Below are 16,764 nucleotides of genomic sequence, written 5' to 3'. Positions count from 1 at the left end.
CACCCGAAAAGGTGGCCGTTTTCATTCCCCCTGCCGGACGGGCGTTCACCTACGAGTTGTAGACGCTCAGATCCTGCGGCGCGTGAAGCAACGTGCCATCGTATTTCGGAAGATCGTCGTTCATCTGCAGCCACGGCAGCTTGCTTTGGTAGTTCACGTGGAAGGTCGGCTCGAATTTCAGGGGGTTCTCCAGCGAAGCGGCATATAGATGCATCCCGCCCGGGTAGTGATCCGCCTCGAACCCCATCGGAGACCCGCAATCCTCGCAGAAATGCCGGAAAACGCCCTTGGAGCTTTCCAGTGTTTTCGGCGCATCGCCCAACCACTTGAAATTCTTCAGCGGCACGCCAAGCCACGCGACCACCGGCGCCGCGCAATTCCGGCGGCAGTCGTCGCAATGACAGTAGCAGGCCCAGGTTACCTCGCCCGTGTACTCCCACCTGGTTTTCTTGCACAGGCAATGACCGCGTGTCGTCATTCATATCTCCGTATGTCGCGCCGAACAGCCGGTCCATGACTTCGGCTCCTTCCTTTCAAAAGCCATTTACAGCCTTTCTGGCCACGGACAGACGGGGGATGGACCGATCATCTTCCAAATGCGACATGGCGCTTGGGTTCGACCCGCTGCCTTGCGGAACAAACCGCTCCGGAGACGATCTGCCGGAAGCCGATTGCGCCGCGCCCGAAGCCGACATTCCAATGGATTTGCCCCCGGCAATGCCCTTACATTCGACTACATTCGACGGATCAACCAGCTCGCGGCAAAAGGGCAAGCAATGGCAACATTCGGTTTGGTTCACGGCGCTTGGCAAGGCGGGTGGTGCTGGAAACGGGTGGCATCGCTTCTGCGTCAGGCCGGGCACGACGTATTCACGCCCACCATGACGGGTCTTGGTGAGCGGGCGCACCTATTTGACACCGGGATCGACCTCGACACGCATATCCAGGACATTCTTGGCGTCATTCAGTACGAGGAACTGTCCGACGTCGTCTTGTGCGGTCACAGCTACGGAGGAATGGTGATCACCGGCGTGGCCGACAAGGCGTCCGAACGCATCCGCTCCTTGATTTACCTCGATGCCTTGGTGCCAGCCGACGGTCAAAGCGTTCTGGACGTCCTGCCAGCCGAAATCGCATCCGATCTGCACGACACTGCCAAAGACGGCCGGGTACCGCCAGGACCAGCCGCCGCTTTCTCCGTCAACGACAGGGATCAGACCTGGGTTGACCGGCGGAACGTCGATCAGCCGTTCAAAACCTTCCAGCAGCCAATTCACCTGGAAGGCAAATGGAGAATGGTTCCCAAACGCACATACATTTACGCAACCGGCTGGAACCCGGGCTTGGGCCGGACATTCTTCGAGAAAGCCCGGAACGAAGCAGAGTGGGAAGCCAGTTCAATCGCCTGCGGCCACTACGTGATGATAGACATGCCCGAAGAACTGACAGGCCTGTTGACCGCAGCGATCTGACTGCGGTCAAAAACGATTGGGCTGGGCGGCGGTGTTGTCGCTTGTGCCAATGTGATTTTCCGCTTCGGGCGGAGGGATGTCGATGGTCCCAAAAACCGCGCTCACCTCTCCACGCCGGTTGCAACACAACGTAACGGCAAGCCACCCCTAGACTCCCACCCCCCTCATCCATTATCTGAACACACGTTCATATCAGGGGGAGAGGAGCCCGCAATGCAACTCAGCACCACAGCCGCCATCGTCACCGGTGGCGCCTCGGGTCTCGGAGAGGCCACCGCCCGCCACTTCGCCGAGAACGGCGCGCAGGTCACGATCCTCGACCGCGACGCCGAGCGCGGTCCGCAGGTCGCCGCCGAGATCGGCGGGCACTTCGCCCAGACCGACGTGACCGACGAGGCCTCGGTGGCCGCCGCCATCGCCCATGCGACGGAAAAGATGGGCAAAATCACCGCGACCGTGAACTGCGCCGGCATCGCCTATGGCATCAAGACCGTCGGCAAGGAAGGCCCCCACCCGCTTGACGCATTCCAGCGCACCATCGACATCAACCTGGTCGGCACGTTCAACGTCTCGCGCCTGGCCGCCGTCGAGATGGCGAACAACCAGCCCGAGCCGGACGGCGCGCGGGGCGTGATCATCAACACCGCCTCGATCGCGGCCTTCGACGGGCAGAAGGGCCAGGCGGCCTATTCCGCCTCGAAGGGCGGCGTCGTGGGCATGACCCTGCCGATGGCGCGCGATCTGGCTTCGACCGGCATCCGGGTGATGACCATCGCGCCCGGCATCTTCATGACGCCGATGCTGGCCGGCCTTCCCGAAGAGGTGCAGCAGCAGCTTGCCGCCGACGTCCCGAACCCCGCCCGCCTCGGCGACCCGCGCGAATACGGCCGTCTGGCCGGGTTCATCGTCGAGATGGGTTACCTCAACGGCGAGGTCATCCGCCTCGACGGCGCACTCAGGATGCGCTGACCCGGTTCCGGCCCGGCCCATGGCGGCCCGGGCCGGCCTTTCCGGCGTTGTACAATCCGGAAGGTCACTGGTTCGCACCCTGTACAAAACGGAAGAAACTCAGCCCGCCTCGGCCTTTTCCTCGAGCGTCAGCCATTCCTCCTCGGCGGCGGCGAGTTTCTCCTGCCGCTCGACCAGCGCCTCGGTGGCCTTCTGGAACTTGACCGGTTCGCGGGAATACAGCTCCGGATCCGACATCAGCGCCTCCAGCTTGGCGATCTCCGCCTCCAGCCGTTCGATCTCGGCGGGCAGCTTCTCGAGCCGGTGCTTCTCGGAGAATGACAGCCCGGCTTTCGCCCTGCTCTCTTGCTTCACCTTCGGCTTGAAAGTCTTTGATTTATCTTCCTGTTTTTCGGAAATCTCACCACGCTGCGCGACATAGTCCGACCAACCTCCGGCATAGACCGTGGCGCGGCCATTGCCTTCCATCGCGATGGTGGTCGTCGCAACCCTGTCCAGGAAGTCGCGGTCGTGACTGACCAGCAGCACGGTGCCGTCATAGTCGTCCAGCAACTCCTGCAGCAGGTCGAGCGTCTCGACGTCCAGATCGTTCGTCGGCTCGTCCAGCACCAGCAGATTCGACGGCTTCGCCATCAACCGGGCCAACAGCAATCGCGCTTTTTCCCCTCCTGACAATGACTTAACTGGCGCTCTTGCCTGTCGCTCGTCGAACAGGAACTCCTTGAGATAGCCCACCACATGCTTCGGCTGGCCACGCACCATCACCTGATCTGCCTTGCCCGACACCCGCATCGCCGGGTCGCCTGTCAGGCTGTCCCAGAGGCTCAACTCGGGATCAAGCTGCGCACGGGCCTGGTCGAAAACGGCGGTTTCCAGGTTGGTGCCCAGCCGCACCGTCCCCTCGTCCGGCGCCTCCTCGCCCAGCAGCATCTTCAAAAGCGTCGTCTTGCCGACGCCGTTGGGCCCCACGAAAGCCACGCGGTCGCCGCGCAGCACGAGCAGATCGAAATTCCGGACAATCTGCTTGCCGCCGAACCGCTTGGCCAAACCCTCGGCCTCGATCACCTTGCGGCCGGATTTTTGTCCACTTTCCAATGACATGGCGGCAGAACCTTGCCGTTTGATCTGCGCCGCGCGTTCGCTCCGCAGCGCCTGCAGCGCCCGCACCCGTCCCTGGTTGCGCTTGCGTCGGGCGCTGATGCCCTCGACCGCCCAGCGGGATTCGGACTTGATCAGGCGGTCAAGCTTGTGCCGGGCCGTGTCCTCTTCCTCCCAGACCTGATCGCGCCAGGTCTCGAACGCCTCGAACCCCTTCTCCTGCCGCCGCACGGCGCCGCGATCGATCCACAACGTCGCCCGCGTCAGCGCCCGCAGAAAGGCCCGGTCGTGCGAGATCAGGACGAACGCGGCGCGGGTCGCCGCCAGTTCGCTCTCCAGCCAGCCGATAGCCTCGATATCCAGATGGTTCGTCGGCTCGTCCAGCAGCATCAGGTCGGGCGCCTCGGCCATCAGCTTGGCCAGCGCAGCGCGACGCCGCTCACCGCCCGATGCCGTCTCGACCGGCCGCGAGGGGTCGAATTTCAACCCTTCGCCGGCGCGCTCGACCTTGTAAAGCTCGCCCGGTTCCAGCCCGCTGGCGGCATAGTCCCCCAGCGTGGCGAAGCCTGCCATGACCGGATCTTGCTCCATGTAGCCAACCGATTTGCCCGGCGGGATCACGATATCGCCCGAATCCGGCTCGACCAGCCCGGCCATTACCTTCATCAGGGTGGACTTGCCCGAACCGTTGCGGCCCACCAGCGCAACGCGGTCGCCGGGCTGTACCACCAGGTCCAGATCGGAAAACACCGGCTCACCGCCAAAGGTCAGTGAAATGCCGGACATCTGCAAAAGAGGAATTCTCGCCATGAACGCCAGCTAAGACGGCGCAATCGGCGCGTCAACGCCCCTGTTTCAGCTTTTTGAAAAAACCCGGATCACCCGGCGACCGAGCGCAGCAGGCGTTTGCGCGCCGGCGGTATCGACCCGATCTCGAGCCCGGTGAAGACATGCAGCGTGTTCAAGTGCCGGTCCACCACCGCATGATCGCTGACCCAGCCCCCCATCAGCAGGTAGGTCTTCAACAACGGCGGCATGCGCAGCATCGCCTTTTTCGCGTCCGGCCTCCGGCGCAGGCGGGCGGCAAAACGGAAGACATCGGGCGCCTTGACCCGCGGCAACCAGCGTTTCGGCGCCAGGTGCCGCTGTTTCAGCATGGCGAAGGCATCCAGGTACTGCTCGGTTTCGGTGCCAGCAAAGGACGAACAGCCGAACAGCATCTCGATTCCGTTCCGGTCGACAAAGGCCGTCATCGCCCCCCAGGCGATGCGCAGGATGTCGGGATCGCTCCGGTCGGGATGGACGCAGAAGCGGCCCATCTCGACCATCGGCCCCCCAAACCCCTCAAGAGCCGACAGGTCATAATACTGCGCCGAATAGCTGCGCTGGATGTCGCTGCCGCCCGCCATGGTCAGCATCCGGAAACAGCACACAACCTGGCCGTCGGTCCGCATGTCTTCGATCAGCACATGCGAGCAGATCCCGTCAAACCGGTCGTGGTCGATGCCGGTTGTGCCGAACGTCACCGTCCGCAGGACCTGAGCCGCTTGCACGTCCTGATCCGTCCGCGCCAGCCGGGCGCGATAGCGCCCCTTGTTCAAAAGAACTGATCCTGTCACGCCCCGGTCCTCCGCAGTTGGCTCCTGCGCCGTTCCAGCCCCAACTACCACAAAAGATGTGACGCCTGGGTGACGCGGCAAGCCAGCGGCCCAGATCAATTCGTGACGGTGTTGGGGTTGAACGTGCCGATGTTGCCGATGAGCTGACGGATGAACGTCTTGTTCTCGACGCTCGAACTCGTCACCCGGCGCTCCAGCGGGACGACGATCCCGTGTTCCAGCCCGTAACGTTCGATGTTTCGCACCACGCCGCGCTGGTCAAAGCTGATCGCGACCAGTTCGCGCGACACGACCTCGGGCTCTTTGGCGCCGTAATGGCGGAACCTCGAGGCCACGTAGTAATACCCCGAATCCTTGAGTACCCCCGAAGAACTGGGCGCGCCTACGGCTTCGATCACGCTGTCGCGGGTATCCACCCCAACCTTCAGTTCCGCCAACTCATGCGGGCTCGGCACGTAACCGTGATTCTTGTAGATCGCGGTACAGCCGGCCGCGGCCCCCAGGCAGACGCAGAAGGCAACGGTCCTGACCGCCGGTTTTAGCATCTTGTCAAACATCAACATTGCAACCCTCTTGCCATGGCGCCATGCGGCTTCTATCCGATTACCGAAACCGACGTTCTGGTTCAACACAGGAAAGACCCCTGATGACCGACCAAACCGCCCTGCGGGTGGCCGACCTGCCGCAAAACGCGCCCACGCCCTTCGCGCTCCGGCCCGACGCCGACGCTCTCGAGAGGCTGAAACAGGAGCTTGGCCTCCTGGGTCTGCGCAAACTGAGCTTCTCGGGAGAGATCCGCGCCCAGGGCAAACGCGACTGGGTTCTGACCGGCAAGCTGGGAGCGACGGTCGTGCAGCCGTGCGTCGTCACGCTGGACCCGGTCACGACGCGGATCGAGACCGAGGTGCGCCGCATCTATCTGGCCGACTGGAAGGACCCGGAAGGCGACGAGGCCGAGATGCCCGATGACGACGAAGCCGAAGCACTGGGGTCCGAGATCGATCCGGGCGCCGTCATGGCCGAGGCCCTGTCGCTGGCCCTGCCCCAATACCCCCGCAAGGAAGGTGCCGGGCTGGGCGCAACCGTCCATACCGAGCCGGGCAAACCGGCCATGACGGATGACGATGCAAAGCCCTTTGCAGGGTTGGCTGGATTGCGCGACAGTTTGAAAAAAGGCGAGTGACAGCCGCCCCAAGACCTGTCATAGCAGGCCGTCAGAAAAACCGCTTGAACATGGCGAGAATCGCAGTATTTTCGCGCGCTCATCGGATTTTGGGTTGGACATTGCTGGGGCCGTGCCCTAAACGCGCGTCACGCCTGGAGAAAACGAAGAATGAAACCCGGTCGGCGGACTGATCCGCTGGCCCCAGTCAGACAAAGGTTGAGACAATGGCTGTCCAACAGAACAAAGTTTCCAAGTCGCGCCGCAACAACCGCCGCGCGCACGACGCTCTGGTTGCTGCCAACCCGAACGAGTGCCCGAACTGCGGCGAGCTGAAGCGGCCGCACCACGTGTGCGCCTCCTGCGGCCATTACGACGACCGCGAAGTCGTTGCTCAGGCCGACGAAATCGACCTGGACGAAGACGCGGCCTAAGCCCTTTCGAGTGCAGGCCACGGCATGACGGCTCAACCCGATCAAACCGGCGGACCGGCCGGACAGATCATCATCTCGGTTGACGCCATGGGCGGGGACGCGGGTCCATCGGTCGTTGTGGCAGGCATTTCGAAATCGGCCAAGAAGAACCCGGATATCGGGTTCATCCTTCACGGCCCCGAGGAACAGCTGCGCAAACTGGTATCGAAACGGCGCGTCCTGGATGGGCGCGTCGCTTTTCGTGATTGCCCCGACGTCGTCACGATGGAGGACAAGCCGAGCCAGGTGGTCCGCAGCGGCAAGCAGACCTCGATGTGGTCCGCGCTCGACTCGGTGCGCGACGGCGAGGCGCATGGCGCCGTCTCTTGCGGCAACACCGGCGCGCTGATGGCCCTGTCGATGATGCGGTTGCGCAAACTGCCGGGCGTGAACCGTCCTGCAATCGCGATTCTCTGGCCATCGCTCAACCCGCAGGGCTTCAACGTCATGCTGGACGTGGGCGCCGACGTGCGCGCCGACGCCAAGGATCTTCTGCAATTCGCGCTGATGGGCGCATCCTATGCCCGCAACGGCCTTGGCCTTGTCCGTCCGCGCATCGGCCTGCTGAACGTCGGCACCGAGGAACACAAGGGCCGCGCCGAACTGAAAGAAGCGCATGCCCTGATTTCCGATTTCGCGGAGCAGGGCAAGTTCGACTTCGTCGGTTTCGTCGAGGGCAGCGACATTCCCGGCACCAAGGCCGACGTGGTCGTCACCGACGGGTTCACCGGCAACGTGGCGATCAAGACGGGCGAAGGCACGGCCAACATGATCCGCGACCTTCTGCGCGAGGCATTCAGATACTCCCCGCTCTCTCGCCTGGCATCGATTCTGGCGATCACCTCGTTGCAGCGCCTGAAAAAGCGGGTCGATCCGCGCCGCGTGAACGGCGGCGTCTTCCTCGGCCTGAATGGCATCGTCGTCAAATCCCACGGCGGCGCGGACCCGACCGGAGTGTCCGCCGCATTGAAGCTGGCCTTCACCCTGGCCAAGTCCGGCTTTGCCGAAAAACTGGCGGCACGGGTTGCATCAACGTCGGAGCTTGACCAAGATGCCGCCCATGCTGCTTCGCAAGCTGAACGATAACAAAAAGGCAGTACCCAAATGGCAGGCCGCGCAGTTGTAGTTGGTGTCGGACATTATTTGCCCGAGCGTGTTGTCCCGAACTCGGAATTCGAAACGACGCTGGACACGTCGGATGAATGGATTCGCACACGGTCGGGGATCGAACGCCGCCACTTCGCCGCCGAGGGCGAAACCACCTCGGACCTCGCCTTCAATGCCGCCGAAGCGGCGCTGAAGGATGCCGGGCTGACTGCCGCCGACATCGACGCCATCATCCTGGCCACTTCGACCGCCGACCTGACATTTCCCTCAGCCGCGACCATGGTGCAGGCGCGTCTTGGAATGACAAACGGCTTTGCATTCGACGTGCAGGCCGTTTGCGCCGGTTTCGTCTATGCCCTGAGCAACGCCAACGCCCTGATCCTGTCGGGACAGGCCAAGCGGGTGCTGGTCATCGGTGCTGAAACCTTCTCGCGAATCATGGATTGGACCGACCGTTCGACCTGCGTTCTGTTTGGCGACGGCGCCGGGGCCGTTATCCTCGAGGGGCAGGAAGGCGCCGGGACCGCGCAGGACCGGGGCATCCTGTCCACCGACCTCAACTCCGACGGGCGGTACAAGGATCTTCTCTATGTGGACGGCGGTGTTTCCACCCAAAGCACCGGATACCTGCGGATGCAGGGCAACCAGGTATTCCGCCACGCCGTGGACAAACTGGCGGCGACCGCTGAAACCGCGTTGGAAAAAGCTGGCTTGAGTTGTGACGACGTGGACTGGATCGTGCCGCATCAGGCCAATATCCGCATCATTCAGGGCACCGCCAGGAAAATGGGCCTGCCGATGAAAAACGTTGTGGTGACGGTGCAGGATCACGGCAACACCTCCGCCGCCTCGATCCCGCTGGCCCTGTCCGTCGGCAAGGCGCGCGGCCAGATCAAGCAAGGCGATCTGATCGTGACCGAGGCCATCGGTGGTGGTCTGGCATGGGGCGCGGTCGTCCTGCGCTGGTGACAGGCACAATCCGGCTTACGCCGCCACCTGCAATTCATTGATATTGACAGGGAATTTCCCCTACCCCTATGCTTTGACAGCAACAGGGGGAAAAGAATGGGCGACAAGACACTCACACGCATGGATCTGAGCGAGGCCGTCTTCCGCGAGGTCGGTCTTTCCCGCAACGAAAGCGCACAGCTTGTCGAAAGCGTTCTGAACCATATGTCGGACGCGCTGGTGCGGGGCGAACAGGTGAAAATCTCGTCTTTCGGCACCTTCAGCGTCCGGGACAAATCCGCCCGCGTGGGCCGAAACCCCAAGACCGGCGAAGAAGTTCCGATCCAGCCCCGCCGCGTACTGACGTTCCGCCCGTCGCATCTGATGAAGGATCGCGTCGCTGCCGGAAACCGCAAGTAAGTCAGGGCCCATTGGACATGACCAAATCACCCGAAGCTTTTCGCACGATCAGTGAAGTTGCGGATTGGCTGGGGGTGCAGGCCCACGTCCTGAGGTTCTGGGAAAGCAGGTTTTCTCAGGTGAAACCGGTCAAGCGCGCCGGGGGGCGCCGCTATTACCGTCCCGGCGACATGCAACTGCTCGGCGGCATAAAGCGGCTTCTGCATGATGACGGCCTGACCATTAAGGGCGTCCAGCGCATCCTGCGCGAACAGGGCGTCGCCCATGTCGCGGGACTGTCACAGCCTCTGGAGGACTCGGCTGCGCCCGAGATGGAGGCCGGCAGTACCGTGGTTCCGTTCAAGGACAGACGCGCATCTGGCTCTGCTCAGTTCGACATGGACCTGGATCAGCCGCCGGCGAAAGAGGCGCCCGCCGCTGAAGCCGCGAATGGGGCCGCCACCTTGGGTCCGATGGCCCGAATCTGGGTCGCGGACGGGTTCGAGCCGGCCATTTTGCGCCAGTTGGCGCCGATCGCGCGGGAATTGCGCAACTGGCTCGACAGTGTCGAAACCCGGTCGGCGGGATAAGAAATCAGGCAATGTTTTCCTCTTGCCCCTGCCGGGAAAATCATTATGAACGTCCCAACGTCGGGCTATGGCGCAGCCTGGTAGCGCGTCCGTCTGGGGGACGGAAGGTCGCAGGTTCAAGTCCTGCTAGCCCGACCAAATCACACCGACGTTCCAGAACGAAATGCCAGGACCTCTGGCAAGAAGGGGGATCGGCATGACAGGCGTGTGTCCGAACCAGCAGATCGAAGCGATGATCCAGCGGGGCGAAATCACCGCCGACGTTCCGGTTCTGCCCGCGCAAGTGCAACCCGCAAGCCTGGATTTACGCTTGGGAACAGTGGCATACCGGGTCCGGGCTTCGTTTCTGGCGGGCGAAGGAAACTCGGTGGCCGATCGGCTGGCAGAGTTCGAGATGCACCGCATCGACATCACCGAGGGCGCGGTTCTGGAAAAGGGCTGCGTCTATCTGGTGCCGTTGATGGAGTCGCTCGCGCTGCCCCAAGATATGAACGCCGTGGCGAATGCCAAAAGCTCTACCGGGCGGCTCGACCTTCTGACCCGCACGATCACGGATGGCGGAAGCGAGTTCGACCGTGTGCCGACTGGTTATTCGGGACCGCTTTATGCCGAGATCTGCCCGCGTTCGTTTTCGGTGCTGGTGCGGCCCGGCATGCGCCTGAACCAGATCCGATTCCGGCAGGGTCAGGCGGTGCTCTCGGACAGGGATCTCTCTGCTTTGCACGCGGAGACGCCTCTGGTAGATGGTCCGGCGGTCATCCAGGACGGGTTGGGGTTTTCGGTCGATCTGCGCCTGCCCAAGACCGATCTAGTCGGCTACCGCGCCAAGCCTCATACCGGTGTGATCGATCTGGACCGTATCGGCGCCTATGATCCGCTTGAGTATTGGGAAGAAATTCGCACCCGCGACGGGCGCATCATCCTCGATCCCGGCGCGTTCTACATCCTGGTAAGCCGCGAGGCCGTCCACATTCCGCCGATGTATGCAGCCGAAATGGCCCCCTACCTTGCGATGGTCGGCGAGTTCCGCGTGCACTACGCCGGGTTCTTCGACCCGGGTTTCGGTCACGCGGCGGCGGGCGGCGAGGGGTCGCGCGGCGTGCTCGAAGTGCGTTGCCACGAGGCACCGTTCGTTCTGGAACACGGCCAGGTGGTGGGGCGTCTGGTCTACGAGAAGATGTCGGAAATGCCCACGCAGCTTTACGGCGCAGGCATCGCATCGAACTATCAGGGTCAGGGCTTGAAGCTGTCAAAACACTTCAAGACGCCTGCGTAAGCCGCGATAAAATAATCAAAACTTCACAAAGCGCCGCATCTGGCGTGTCAACCGCTGCGCCTGCTGGAACTTCTGTTTCTGATGTTTGACCGCATCGGCATCCTGTTGCGGAGACCTCGCCGAACCTGACTGCCCCGCTTCATTCTCGTGTTTCCGGGACATCCCTTCGGCAAGGTCGAACCCCTTGTCGATACCCCGGTTGACCAATGTGCGGATCGCGATCCGCACGAACCTGTCGATCATCCTGTTCGGATTCATGGCGCTCTCCGTTTTGCCATCCAGATACCCAACCCCTCTATTCCTCGAACAGTTCGGGCTGGCCTTCGTCGCTGCCTTCCTCTTCGCGTCCTTCGCCCACGGGCATCGACCCGGGCGGCGGGCGGTTTTCCAGCAGGCCGGCGGCCCGCAATTCCTTGAGCCCCGGAAGGTCGCGCGCGCTTTCCAGGCCGAAGTGATCCAGGAATTGCGGGGTGACGACAAAAGTGACCGGTCGGCCCGGCGTCATGCGGCGGCGGCCCAGTCGTATCCATTCCATCTCAAGCAACTGGTCGATGGTGCCACGCGACACCGACACGCCGCGAATTTCCTCGATCTCGGCGCGTGTGCAGGGCTGATGATAGGCCACGATCGCCAGGGTTTCGATCGCCGCGCGGCTCAGTTTGCGCGTTTCGACGGTTTCCTTCTGCATCAGGAAGCCCAGATCCCGCGCCGTTCGGATGGCCCATGCCTCTCCGACCTGAACCACGCGCACACCGCGCCCCTCGTACCGCTTGCGCAGCAGTTCCAGCGCCTGCGCGGCGTCGCTTCCATGCGGCATCCGCGCCTCCAGATCCGCGACCGTCACAGGTTCGGGGCTGGCGAACAGGACCGCCTCGACCATGCGTTCCTGCTCGGCCATGGGCGGAGCCTCGAACAGGGTGCCGGTGGCTTCGTCTTCGGTCGTGTCAGTCACGTTTGTCAGTCCTCTTGCGCAGATGGATCGGGGCGAAGGTCTCGCTCTGCCGGATTTCCATATGTCCTTCCTTGACCAGTTCCAGCGAGGCGGCGAAGGTCGCGGCAGTGGCCGAGCGGCGGCGCATCGGGTCTGCGCTCCACCCCTCGGGCAGATAGCTCTCCATGTCGGTCCAGCTTGCGGCGAAGCCGATCAGCGGCCGCATCCTTTCCAGCGCCTGCTCCATGGTAAAGACCGCATCCCGGTCCATCACGAAGGGCCGGAATTCGTCCCGCGTTCGAATGCGGGCATAGCCCTGCATCAGGTCCAGCAATGTCGCGGAATAGGTGACGGTGCGAATGCGCGTGACATCCTCACCCTGCCCCCGCTTGAAGAAGTCGCGCCCCAACTGATCGCGCGCCATCAACCGCGCGGCCACGTCCCGCATCGCTTGCAGACGCTCCAGTTGAAAGGCCAGATGCGCCGCCAGTTCCTCGCCCGTCGGGCCCTCTTCCTCGGGGTCGGGCGGCAAAAGCAGCCGGGATTTCAGAAAGGCGAGCCAGGCCGCCATGACCAGGTAATCGGCCGCCAGTTCGATCCTCAGCGCGCGGGCGCGTTCCACGAAGGCCAGGTATTGCTGCGCCAGCGCCAGAACCGAGATCTTGCGCAGATCGACCTTTTGCGTCCGCGACAGCATCAGCAGCACGTCGAGCGGGCCCTCGAATCCGTCCACGTCCACGATCAGCGCTTCCGCCGCCAGACGGTCGGCGATCGAGATCGGATCTTCGGAGAAAAGGTTATCCGTCATACACCCGCCCGCTCATGAGGCGAGATAGTTCCGCCTCGGCAGCGTCGATGTCAAGTTCCTGCGGGTTTTGCCGCATGGCCAGCGCGCGTTCGGCACGATCCTGCGCAACTGCGCCCATCTCTCCGGCGGCTTCCATGACCTCGGTCCGCTCGGCGAAGGTGCCGTTGCAGTGCAGCACCACGTCGCAACCGGCGTGCAGCGCCGCTTTCGACAAATCACCCAGCGACCCGCTGAGCGCCTTCATCGAAATGTCGTCCGTCATGATCAGCCCGTCGAATCCGATGCCTTCACGGATGAGCGTCATCATGCGTGTCGAGGTCGTGGCCGGAGCCGCGTCGATCCGGTCATAGACAAGATGCGCCGTCATCCCTAATGGCAAGTCGTTCAGGGCGCGGAACGGCGCGAAATCGGTCCGGTCGAGTTCGTTCTGCGCGGCATCCACGTGCGGCAGATCATAGTGGCTATCTTGGGTGGCCCGGCCATGACCCGGTATGTGCTTGACCACGGGCAGAACGCCGCCATCCAGATGCGCTTGCGCCACGGCGCGACCGATCCGCGCAACCGTGTCGGCATCGTGCCCATAGCAGCGGTTCAGCAGGAACGGATGCGTTCCGGGCTGCGCAACATCGACCATCGGCGCGCAGTTGCTGTCGATGCCAAGGTCCTTCAGTTCGTACGCGATCAGACGATAGCGCAGGTACATCGCCCGTTCAGCCTCTGCCCCCGCGCTCTTGGCATGCTCCAACGGCGGCGCCCATTCCCGCCAGACCGGCCCACGCAAACGTTGCACCCGTCCGCCTTCCTGGTCGATCGTGATCAGGCAATCGCGCCCGACCGCCTCGCGGAAATCGCCGCAAAGTGCCCGGACCTGGTCCGGCGTGTCGATGTTGCGGGCGAACAGTATGAACCCAAACGGGTTCATCTCGCGAAACAACGCCTTTTCCTCGGCTGCCAGGCGCAGGCCCTGTGCGTCAGTGATCGTAGCGCCGAATTTCACCGCACGGTCACCGGGATGCAATCCGCTCCCTGCGCGACCAGAGCGGCGCAGAACTGGCGCGAGTCGCTCAGATCGTCAAACCCAAGCGCGCGCAACCGGTAGAACGTGCGCCCGCCGCTCGAAGCTTTCTGGATAACGCGCTGTCTTCCATCCAGGTATTCCCCGAAGCGGCCGTAAAGCCGATCCCATTCCGCCTGTGCGATTTCGGCGCTCTCAAATGCCCCGAGCTGCGCCAACCGGGTACCGACCGGCAACGCATCGGCATCCATTTCCATGCCCACCGCAGCCATCACCGCCGCATCGATCGCCGCCTGGGCGCTTGCAGACGGTTCGGCGCGGCTTGGAATTGCGCGGGCCGGGCGGCGCTGCGGACGCGGCGAGGAAGCCACGCCGGGCGCATCCAGCCCCGCAATTTCGGCCTGCTGGGCCGCCCAGTCCACCGGGTCGATCGCGGGCTCTTTTTCCGGCTCTTCAAGAGCCGCCAAATCCTCGTCGCTCTGCTCGGTCTCGACCAGTTCCTGATCACCCGGGTCCGTCAGTTCGGGATCCGGGCTTTCCACGACGCCTTTCCGAAGATCAGCGGATTGTCCGTTAGAGGCGTCTTCCTCGACGACGAGAACCGCCGGGGTGGGTTTGAGTTCGCCCATCGGCGCGTCTTCGTCGGTCAGCGTGACCGGACGCGGCGCAAGGATCAGGCGATCCGGCGGCGGCGCGGCCGTGCCTTCGGCGGCCACGGTATTCACGGCCAGACCCTGATGATCCGCAGGAGTGCCGCCCGGGTTTTCCGGCTGTATCCGCATCGGGCCTTCGACGGCGCGGACCACGGGAACGCCACTGACGTCCCGCATCACCAGCTTGTAGCCCCAGACGCCAATGCCCACGATCAGCGCCAGCGAACCGACGGCCCCCGCGATGTTGACGATCCGGCCCAGACCGCCCGCCCCCTGCGGATGGTTGTCGGCCTCATAGTGCAGGTCATCTTCGGGTTCGAAATCACCGGGCTGGTGAAATTGGTCCGTGTATCTCACATGCTCGGGGCCCATGCGCCCCGAGTAATCGAAATTCGCCATATCCGCCTCACTGCCCATTGCACCGAAATGCGGTGTCCGGGTTTTCTTGTCTGCCTCAGTCCGGCGGTTCGGGCGGTATTGCTTACCGCATCTCCTGCGCCGGAGTGACGCCAAGAATACCCAAGCCGGCCGAAATCACAACCGCCACGGCACGGGCCAGAGCCATTTTCGACTGGCTTGTGGCCGCATCGCCATCCTGCAGGAAACGCAGCGAGGTCTCGTCGTTGCCCCGGTTCCACAGGGCATGGAAATCCCCTGCCAGCTCATAGAGATAGAAGGCAACACGGTGCGGCTCATGGGTGCGCGCGGCGATCTCGACCAGGCGCGGCCATTCGGTCAGTTTCCGGGCCACGGCCAGCTCGGCCTCGTGGTCGATTTTGCTGAGGTCGGCGGCGGCAAGCGTCGCCTCGTCGGCGTCGATCCCGGCCTCGGCGGCGCGGCGCAGAACGCTCATGACGCGGGCATGGGCGTATTGGACGTAGAAGACCGGGTTCTCGCGGCTCTGCTCGAGCACCTTGTCGAAATCGAAGTCGAGCGGCGCGTCGTTCTTGCGGGTCAGCATCACGAAACGGGTCACGTCGGGGCCCACCTGATCGACCACGTCGCGCAGGGTGACGAAGTTCCCGGCTCGCTTGGACATCTTGAACGGCTCGCCGTTCTTCCACAACTTGACCAGTTGCGTCAGCTTGATGTCGAGCGGCACCTTGCCGTCGGACAGAGCCGAGACCGCGGCCTTCATCCGCTTGACGTAGCCGCCGTGGTCGGCGCCGAAAACGTCGATCAGCGCGTCATAACCACGGCTCACCTTGTCGTAGTGATAGGCGATGTCCGGGGCGAAATAGGTCCAGCTGCCGTCGGATTTCTTCACCGGCCGGTCGACGTCATCACCATGCTCCGTGGATTTGAACAGGGTCTGTTCGCGCGGTTCCCAATCTTCGGGGGTCTTGCCCTTTGGAGGCTCCAGCACGCCCTCGTAGATCAACCCCTTGTCGTCGAGCGCGGCCAGCGCCGCCTCGATCCTGCCGGTGCCGTAAAGCGACTTTTCGGAAAAGAACACGTCCATCGTCACGCCAAGTTGCGCCAGATCCTCGCGGATCAGGTCCATCATCCGCTCGGTGGCGAATTCGCGAACCTCGGACAGCCACTCTTCCTCGGGTCGGTCAAGCAGGGTCGCGCCATATTTCTCTTTGAGCGCCTCGCCGATCGGGATCAGGTAATCGCCGGGATAAAGCCCTTCGGCGATCTCGGGGCTGAGGCCGTTCGCCTCGCGGTAACGCTCGTAGGCCGAACGCGCCAGCACATCGACCTGCGCGCCGCCATCGTTGATGTAATACTCGCGGGTCACGTCATAGCCGGCATAGTCCAGCAGGCTTGCCAGCGCATCGCCGAAGACGGCGCCGCGGGTATGGCCGACATGCAGCGGTCCGGTCGGGTTGGCGGACACGTACTCCACGTTGACCCGTTGCCGCTGCCCCATACCCGAACGGCCATAGTCGGTGCCTTCGGACAGGATAGCCGACAGAATGCCCTGCCAGACCGACGGAGCCAGGCGCAGGTTGAGAAATCCGGGTCCGGCGACTTCGGCGCTGGTGATCCGATCGTCGGCGGCAAGTTTCCCGGCCAACGCCTCGGCAATATCGCGGGGCTTGAGGTTTGCGGGCTTGGCCAGAACCATCGCGGCATTGGTCGCCATGTCGCCATGCGCCGGATCGCGCGGCGGCTCGACCGTGACGTTGTCAAAGTTCAGATCTTCGGGCAGAGCGCCTTCGGATTGCATCTGCTGCAGCGCGTCCAGAACAAGGCCGCGGATCTCGGAAAACAGGTTCATCTCGGTGTCCTCATGCT

Annotated in this window: 19 protein-coding genes and 1 tRNA gene; 10 read left to right on the top strand and 10 right to left on the bottom strand. The window is 63.3% G+C overall.

Annotation, left to right across the window (positions count from 1 at the left end):
- Window positions 1-49: 49 nt before the first annotated feature.
- Window positions 50-478 (bottom strand): GFA family protein, encoded by a 429-nt coding sequence (locus tag FGK63_RS15255; protein ID WP_138843768.1) that lies wholly within the window; start codon window positions 476-478, stop codon window positions 50-52.
- A gap of 193 nt (window positions 479-671) precedes the next feature.
- On the opposite strand from FGK63_RS15255, the gene FGK63_RS15250 reads away from it, so the two are divergent.
- Both FGK63_RS15250 and FGK63_RS15245 read left to right on the top strand, forming a co-directional pair.
- A complete protein-coding gene (locus FGK63_RS15250; RefSeq protein ID WP_246044047.1) occupies window positions 672-1,472 on the top strand; it encodes an alpha/beta fold hydrolase in 801 nt (266 codons plus the stop codon).
- Between the two features lie 213 nt (window positions 1,473-1,685).
- Window positions 1,686-2,441 carry a 3-hydroxyacyl-CoA dehydrogenase gene (locus tag FGK63_RS15245; protein ID WP_138843765.1) on the top strand — a complete coding sequence of 252 codons (756 nt, stop codon included), beginning with the start codon at window positions 1,686-1,688 and terminating at the stop codon, window positions 2,439-2,441.
- Window positions 2,442-2,540: 99 nt separating this feature from the next.
- On the opposite strand, the gene FGK63_RS15240 is transcribed toward FGK63_RS15245, so the two are convergent.
- The 3 genes from FGK63_RS15240 to FGK63_RS15230 all read right to left on the bottom strand — a co-directional run bounded on the left by FGK63_RS15240 (window position 2,541) and on the right by FGK63_RS15230 (window position 5,721).
- On the bottom strand, window positions 2,541-4,349 hold the full coding sequence (locus FGK63_RS15240) for an ABC-F family ATP-binding cassette domain-containing protein (protein ID WP_138843763.1): 1,809 nt from the start codon (window positions 4,347-4,349) through the stop codon (window positions 2,541-2,543).
- Window positions 4,350-4,417: 68 nt separating this feature from the next.
- Entirely contained in the window at window positions 4,418-5,158 is a 741-nt protein-coding gene (locus FGK63_RS15235; RefSeq protein WP_138843761.1) for a GNAT family N-acetyltransferase, read from the bottom strand.
- Window positions 5,159-5,253: 95 nt separating this feature from the next.
- On the bottom strand, window positions 5,254-5,721 hold the full coding sequence (locus FGK63_RS15230; protein ID WP_138843759.1) for an outer membrane protein assembly factor BamE: 468 nt from the start codon (window positions 5,719-5,721) through the stop codon (window positions 5,254-5,256).
- A gap of 83 nt (window positions 5,722-5,804) precedes the next feature.
- On the opposite strand from FGK63_RS15230, the gene FGK63_RS15225 reads away from it, so the two are divergent.
- The 8 genes from FGK63_RS15225 (at window position 5,805) to FGK63_RS15190 (ending at window position 11,113) form a co-directional block, all read left to right on the top strand.
- Complete coding sequence (locus FGK63_RS15225; RefSeq protein ID WP_138843757.1) at window positions 5,805-6,341, top strand: YceD family protein; 537 nt, start codon at window positions 5,805-5,807, stop codon at window positions 6,339-6,341.
- A gap of 206 nt (window positions 6,342-6,547) precedes the next feature.
- Window positions 6,548-6,754 carry a 50S ribosomal protein L32 gene (gene rpmF / locus FGK63_RS15220; protein ID WP_008756996.1) on the top strand — a complete coding sequence of 69 codons (207 nt, stop codon included), beginning with the start codon at window positions 6,548-6,550 and terminating at the stop codon, window positions 6,752-6,754.
- 24 nt (window positions 6,755-6,778) lie between these two features.
- Window positions 6,779-7,879: a phosphate acyltransferase PlsX gene (gene plsX / locus FGK63_RS15215; RefSeq protein WP_138843756.1), complete on the top strand. Its 1,101-nt coding sequence runs from the start codon at window positions 6,779-6,781 to the stop codon at window positions 7,877-7,879.
- An 18-nt stretch (window positions 7,880-7,897) separates the two neighbouring features.
- Window positions 7,898-8,869: a beta-ketoacyl-ACP synthase III gene (locus tag FGK63_RS15210; protein WP_138843754.1), complete on the top strand. Its 972-nt coding sequence runs from the start codon at window positions 7,898-7,900 to the stop codon at window positions 8,867-8,869.
- Between the two features lie 96 nt (window positions 8,870-8,965).
- Window positions 8,966-9,268: an integration host factor subunit alpha gene (gene ihfA / locus FGK63_RS15205; RefSeq protein WP_138843752.1), complete on the top strand. Its 303-nt coding sequence runs from the start codon at window positions 8,966-8,968 to the stop codon at window positions 9,266-9,268.
- 17 nt (window positions 9,269-9,285) lie between these two features.
- Complete coding sequence (locus FGK63_RS15200) at window positions 9,286-9,837, top strand: MerR family transcriptional regulator (protein ID WP_138843751.1); 552 nt, start codon at window positions 9,286-9,288, stop codon at window positions 9,835-9,837.
- A 61-nt stretch (window positions 9,838-9,898) separates the two neighbouring features.
- Window positions 9,899-9,975: transfer RNA gene (locus FGK63_RS15195), tRNA-Pro, on the top strand.
- Between the two features lie 58 nt (window positions 9,976-10,033).
- Window positions 10,034-11,113, top strand: coding sequence for a 2'-deoxycytidine 5'-triphosphate deaminase (locus FGK63_RS15190; RefSeq protein WP_138843749.1), 1,080 nt, complete (start codon window positions 10,034-10,036; stop codon window positions 11,111-11,113).
- Between the two features lie 15 nt (window positions 11,114-11,128).
- Here the strand turns inward: FGK63_RS15190 and FGK63_RS15185 are convergent, their stop codons facing one another.
- The 6 genes from FGK63_RS15185 to argS all read right to left on the bottom strand — a co-directional run bounded on the left by FGK63_RS15185 (window position 11,129) and on the right by argS (window position 16,747).
- Window positions 11,129-11,371 carry a hypothetical protein gene (locus FGK63_RS15185; RefSeq protein ID WP_138843747.1) on the bottom strand — a complete coding sequence of 81 codons (243 nt, stop codon included), beginning with the start codon at window positions 11,369-11,371 and terminating at the stop codon, window positions 11,129-11,131.
- 37 nt (window positions 11,372-11,408) lie between these two features.
- Window positions 11,409-12,011, bottom strand: coding sequence for an SMC-Scp complex subunit ScpB (gene scpB, locus FGK63_RS15180; RefSeq protein WP_246044053.1), 603 nt, complete (start codon window positions 12,009-12,011; stop codon window positions 11,409-11,411).
- Between the two features lie 46 nt (window positions 12,012-12,057).
- Window positions 12,058-12,852: a segregation and condensation protein A gene (locus tag FGK63_RS15175; RefSeq protein WP_138843743.1), complete on the bottom strand. Its 795-nt coding sequence runs from the start codon at window positions 12,850-12,852 to the stop codon at window positions 12,058-12,060.
- Window positions 12,842-13,849: a beta-N-acetylhexosaminidase gene (gene nagZ / locus FGK63_RS15170; RefSeq protein ID WP_138843741.1), complete on the bottom strand. Its 1,008-nt coding sequence runs from the start codon at window positions 13,847-13,849 to the stop codon at window positions 12,842-12,844. Before nagZ ends, FGK63_RS15175 begins: the two co-directional genes overlap by 11 nt.
- Window positions 13,846-14,919, bottom strand: a complete 1,074-nt coding sequence (locus tag FGK63_RS15165; protein WP_138843739.1) for an SPOR domain-containing protein — start codon at window positions 14,917-14,919, stop codon at window positions 13,846-13,848. Before FGK63_RS15165 ends, nagZ begins: the two co-directional genes overlap by 4 nt.
- 82 nt (window positions 14,920-15,001) lie before the next feature.
- On the bottom strand, window positions 15,002-16,747 hold the full coding sequence (argS, locus tag FGK63_RS15160) for an arginine--tRNA ligase (RefSeq protein ID WP_138843737.1): 1,746 nt from the start codon (window positions 16,745-16,747) through the stop codon (window positions 15,002-15,004).
- Between the last annotated feature and the right edge of the window lie 17 nt (window positions 16,748-16,764).

The organism is Ruegeria sediminis, from assembly GCF_005938215.1.
Lineage (GTDB): Bacteria > Pseudomonadota > Alphaproteobacteria > Rhodobacterales > Rhodobacteraceae > Ruegeria > Ruegeria sediminis.
Note: the sequence above shows the minus strand (reverse complement) of the source record. Positions and strands in the feature narration are given on the sequence as shown.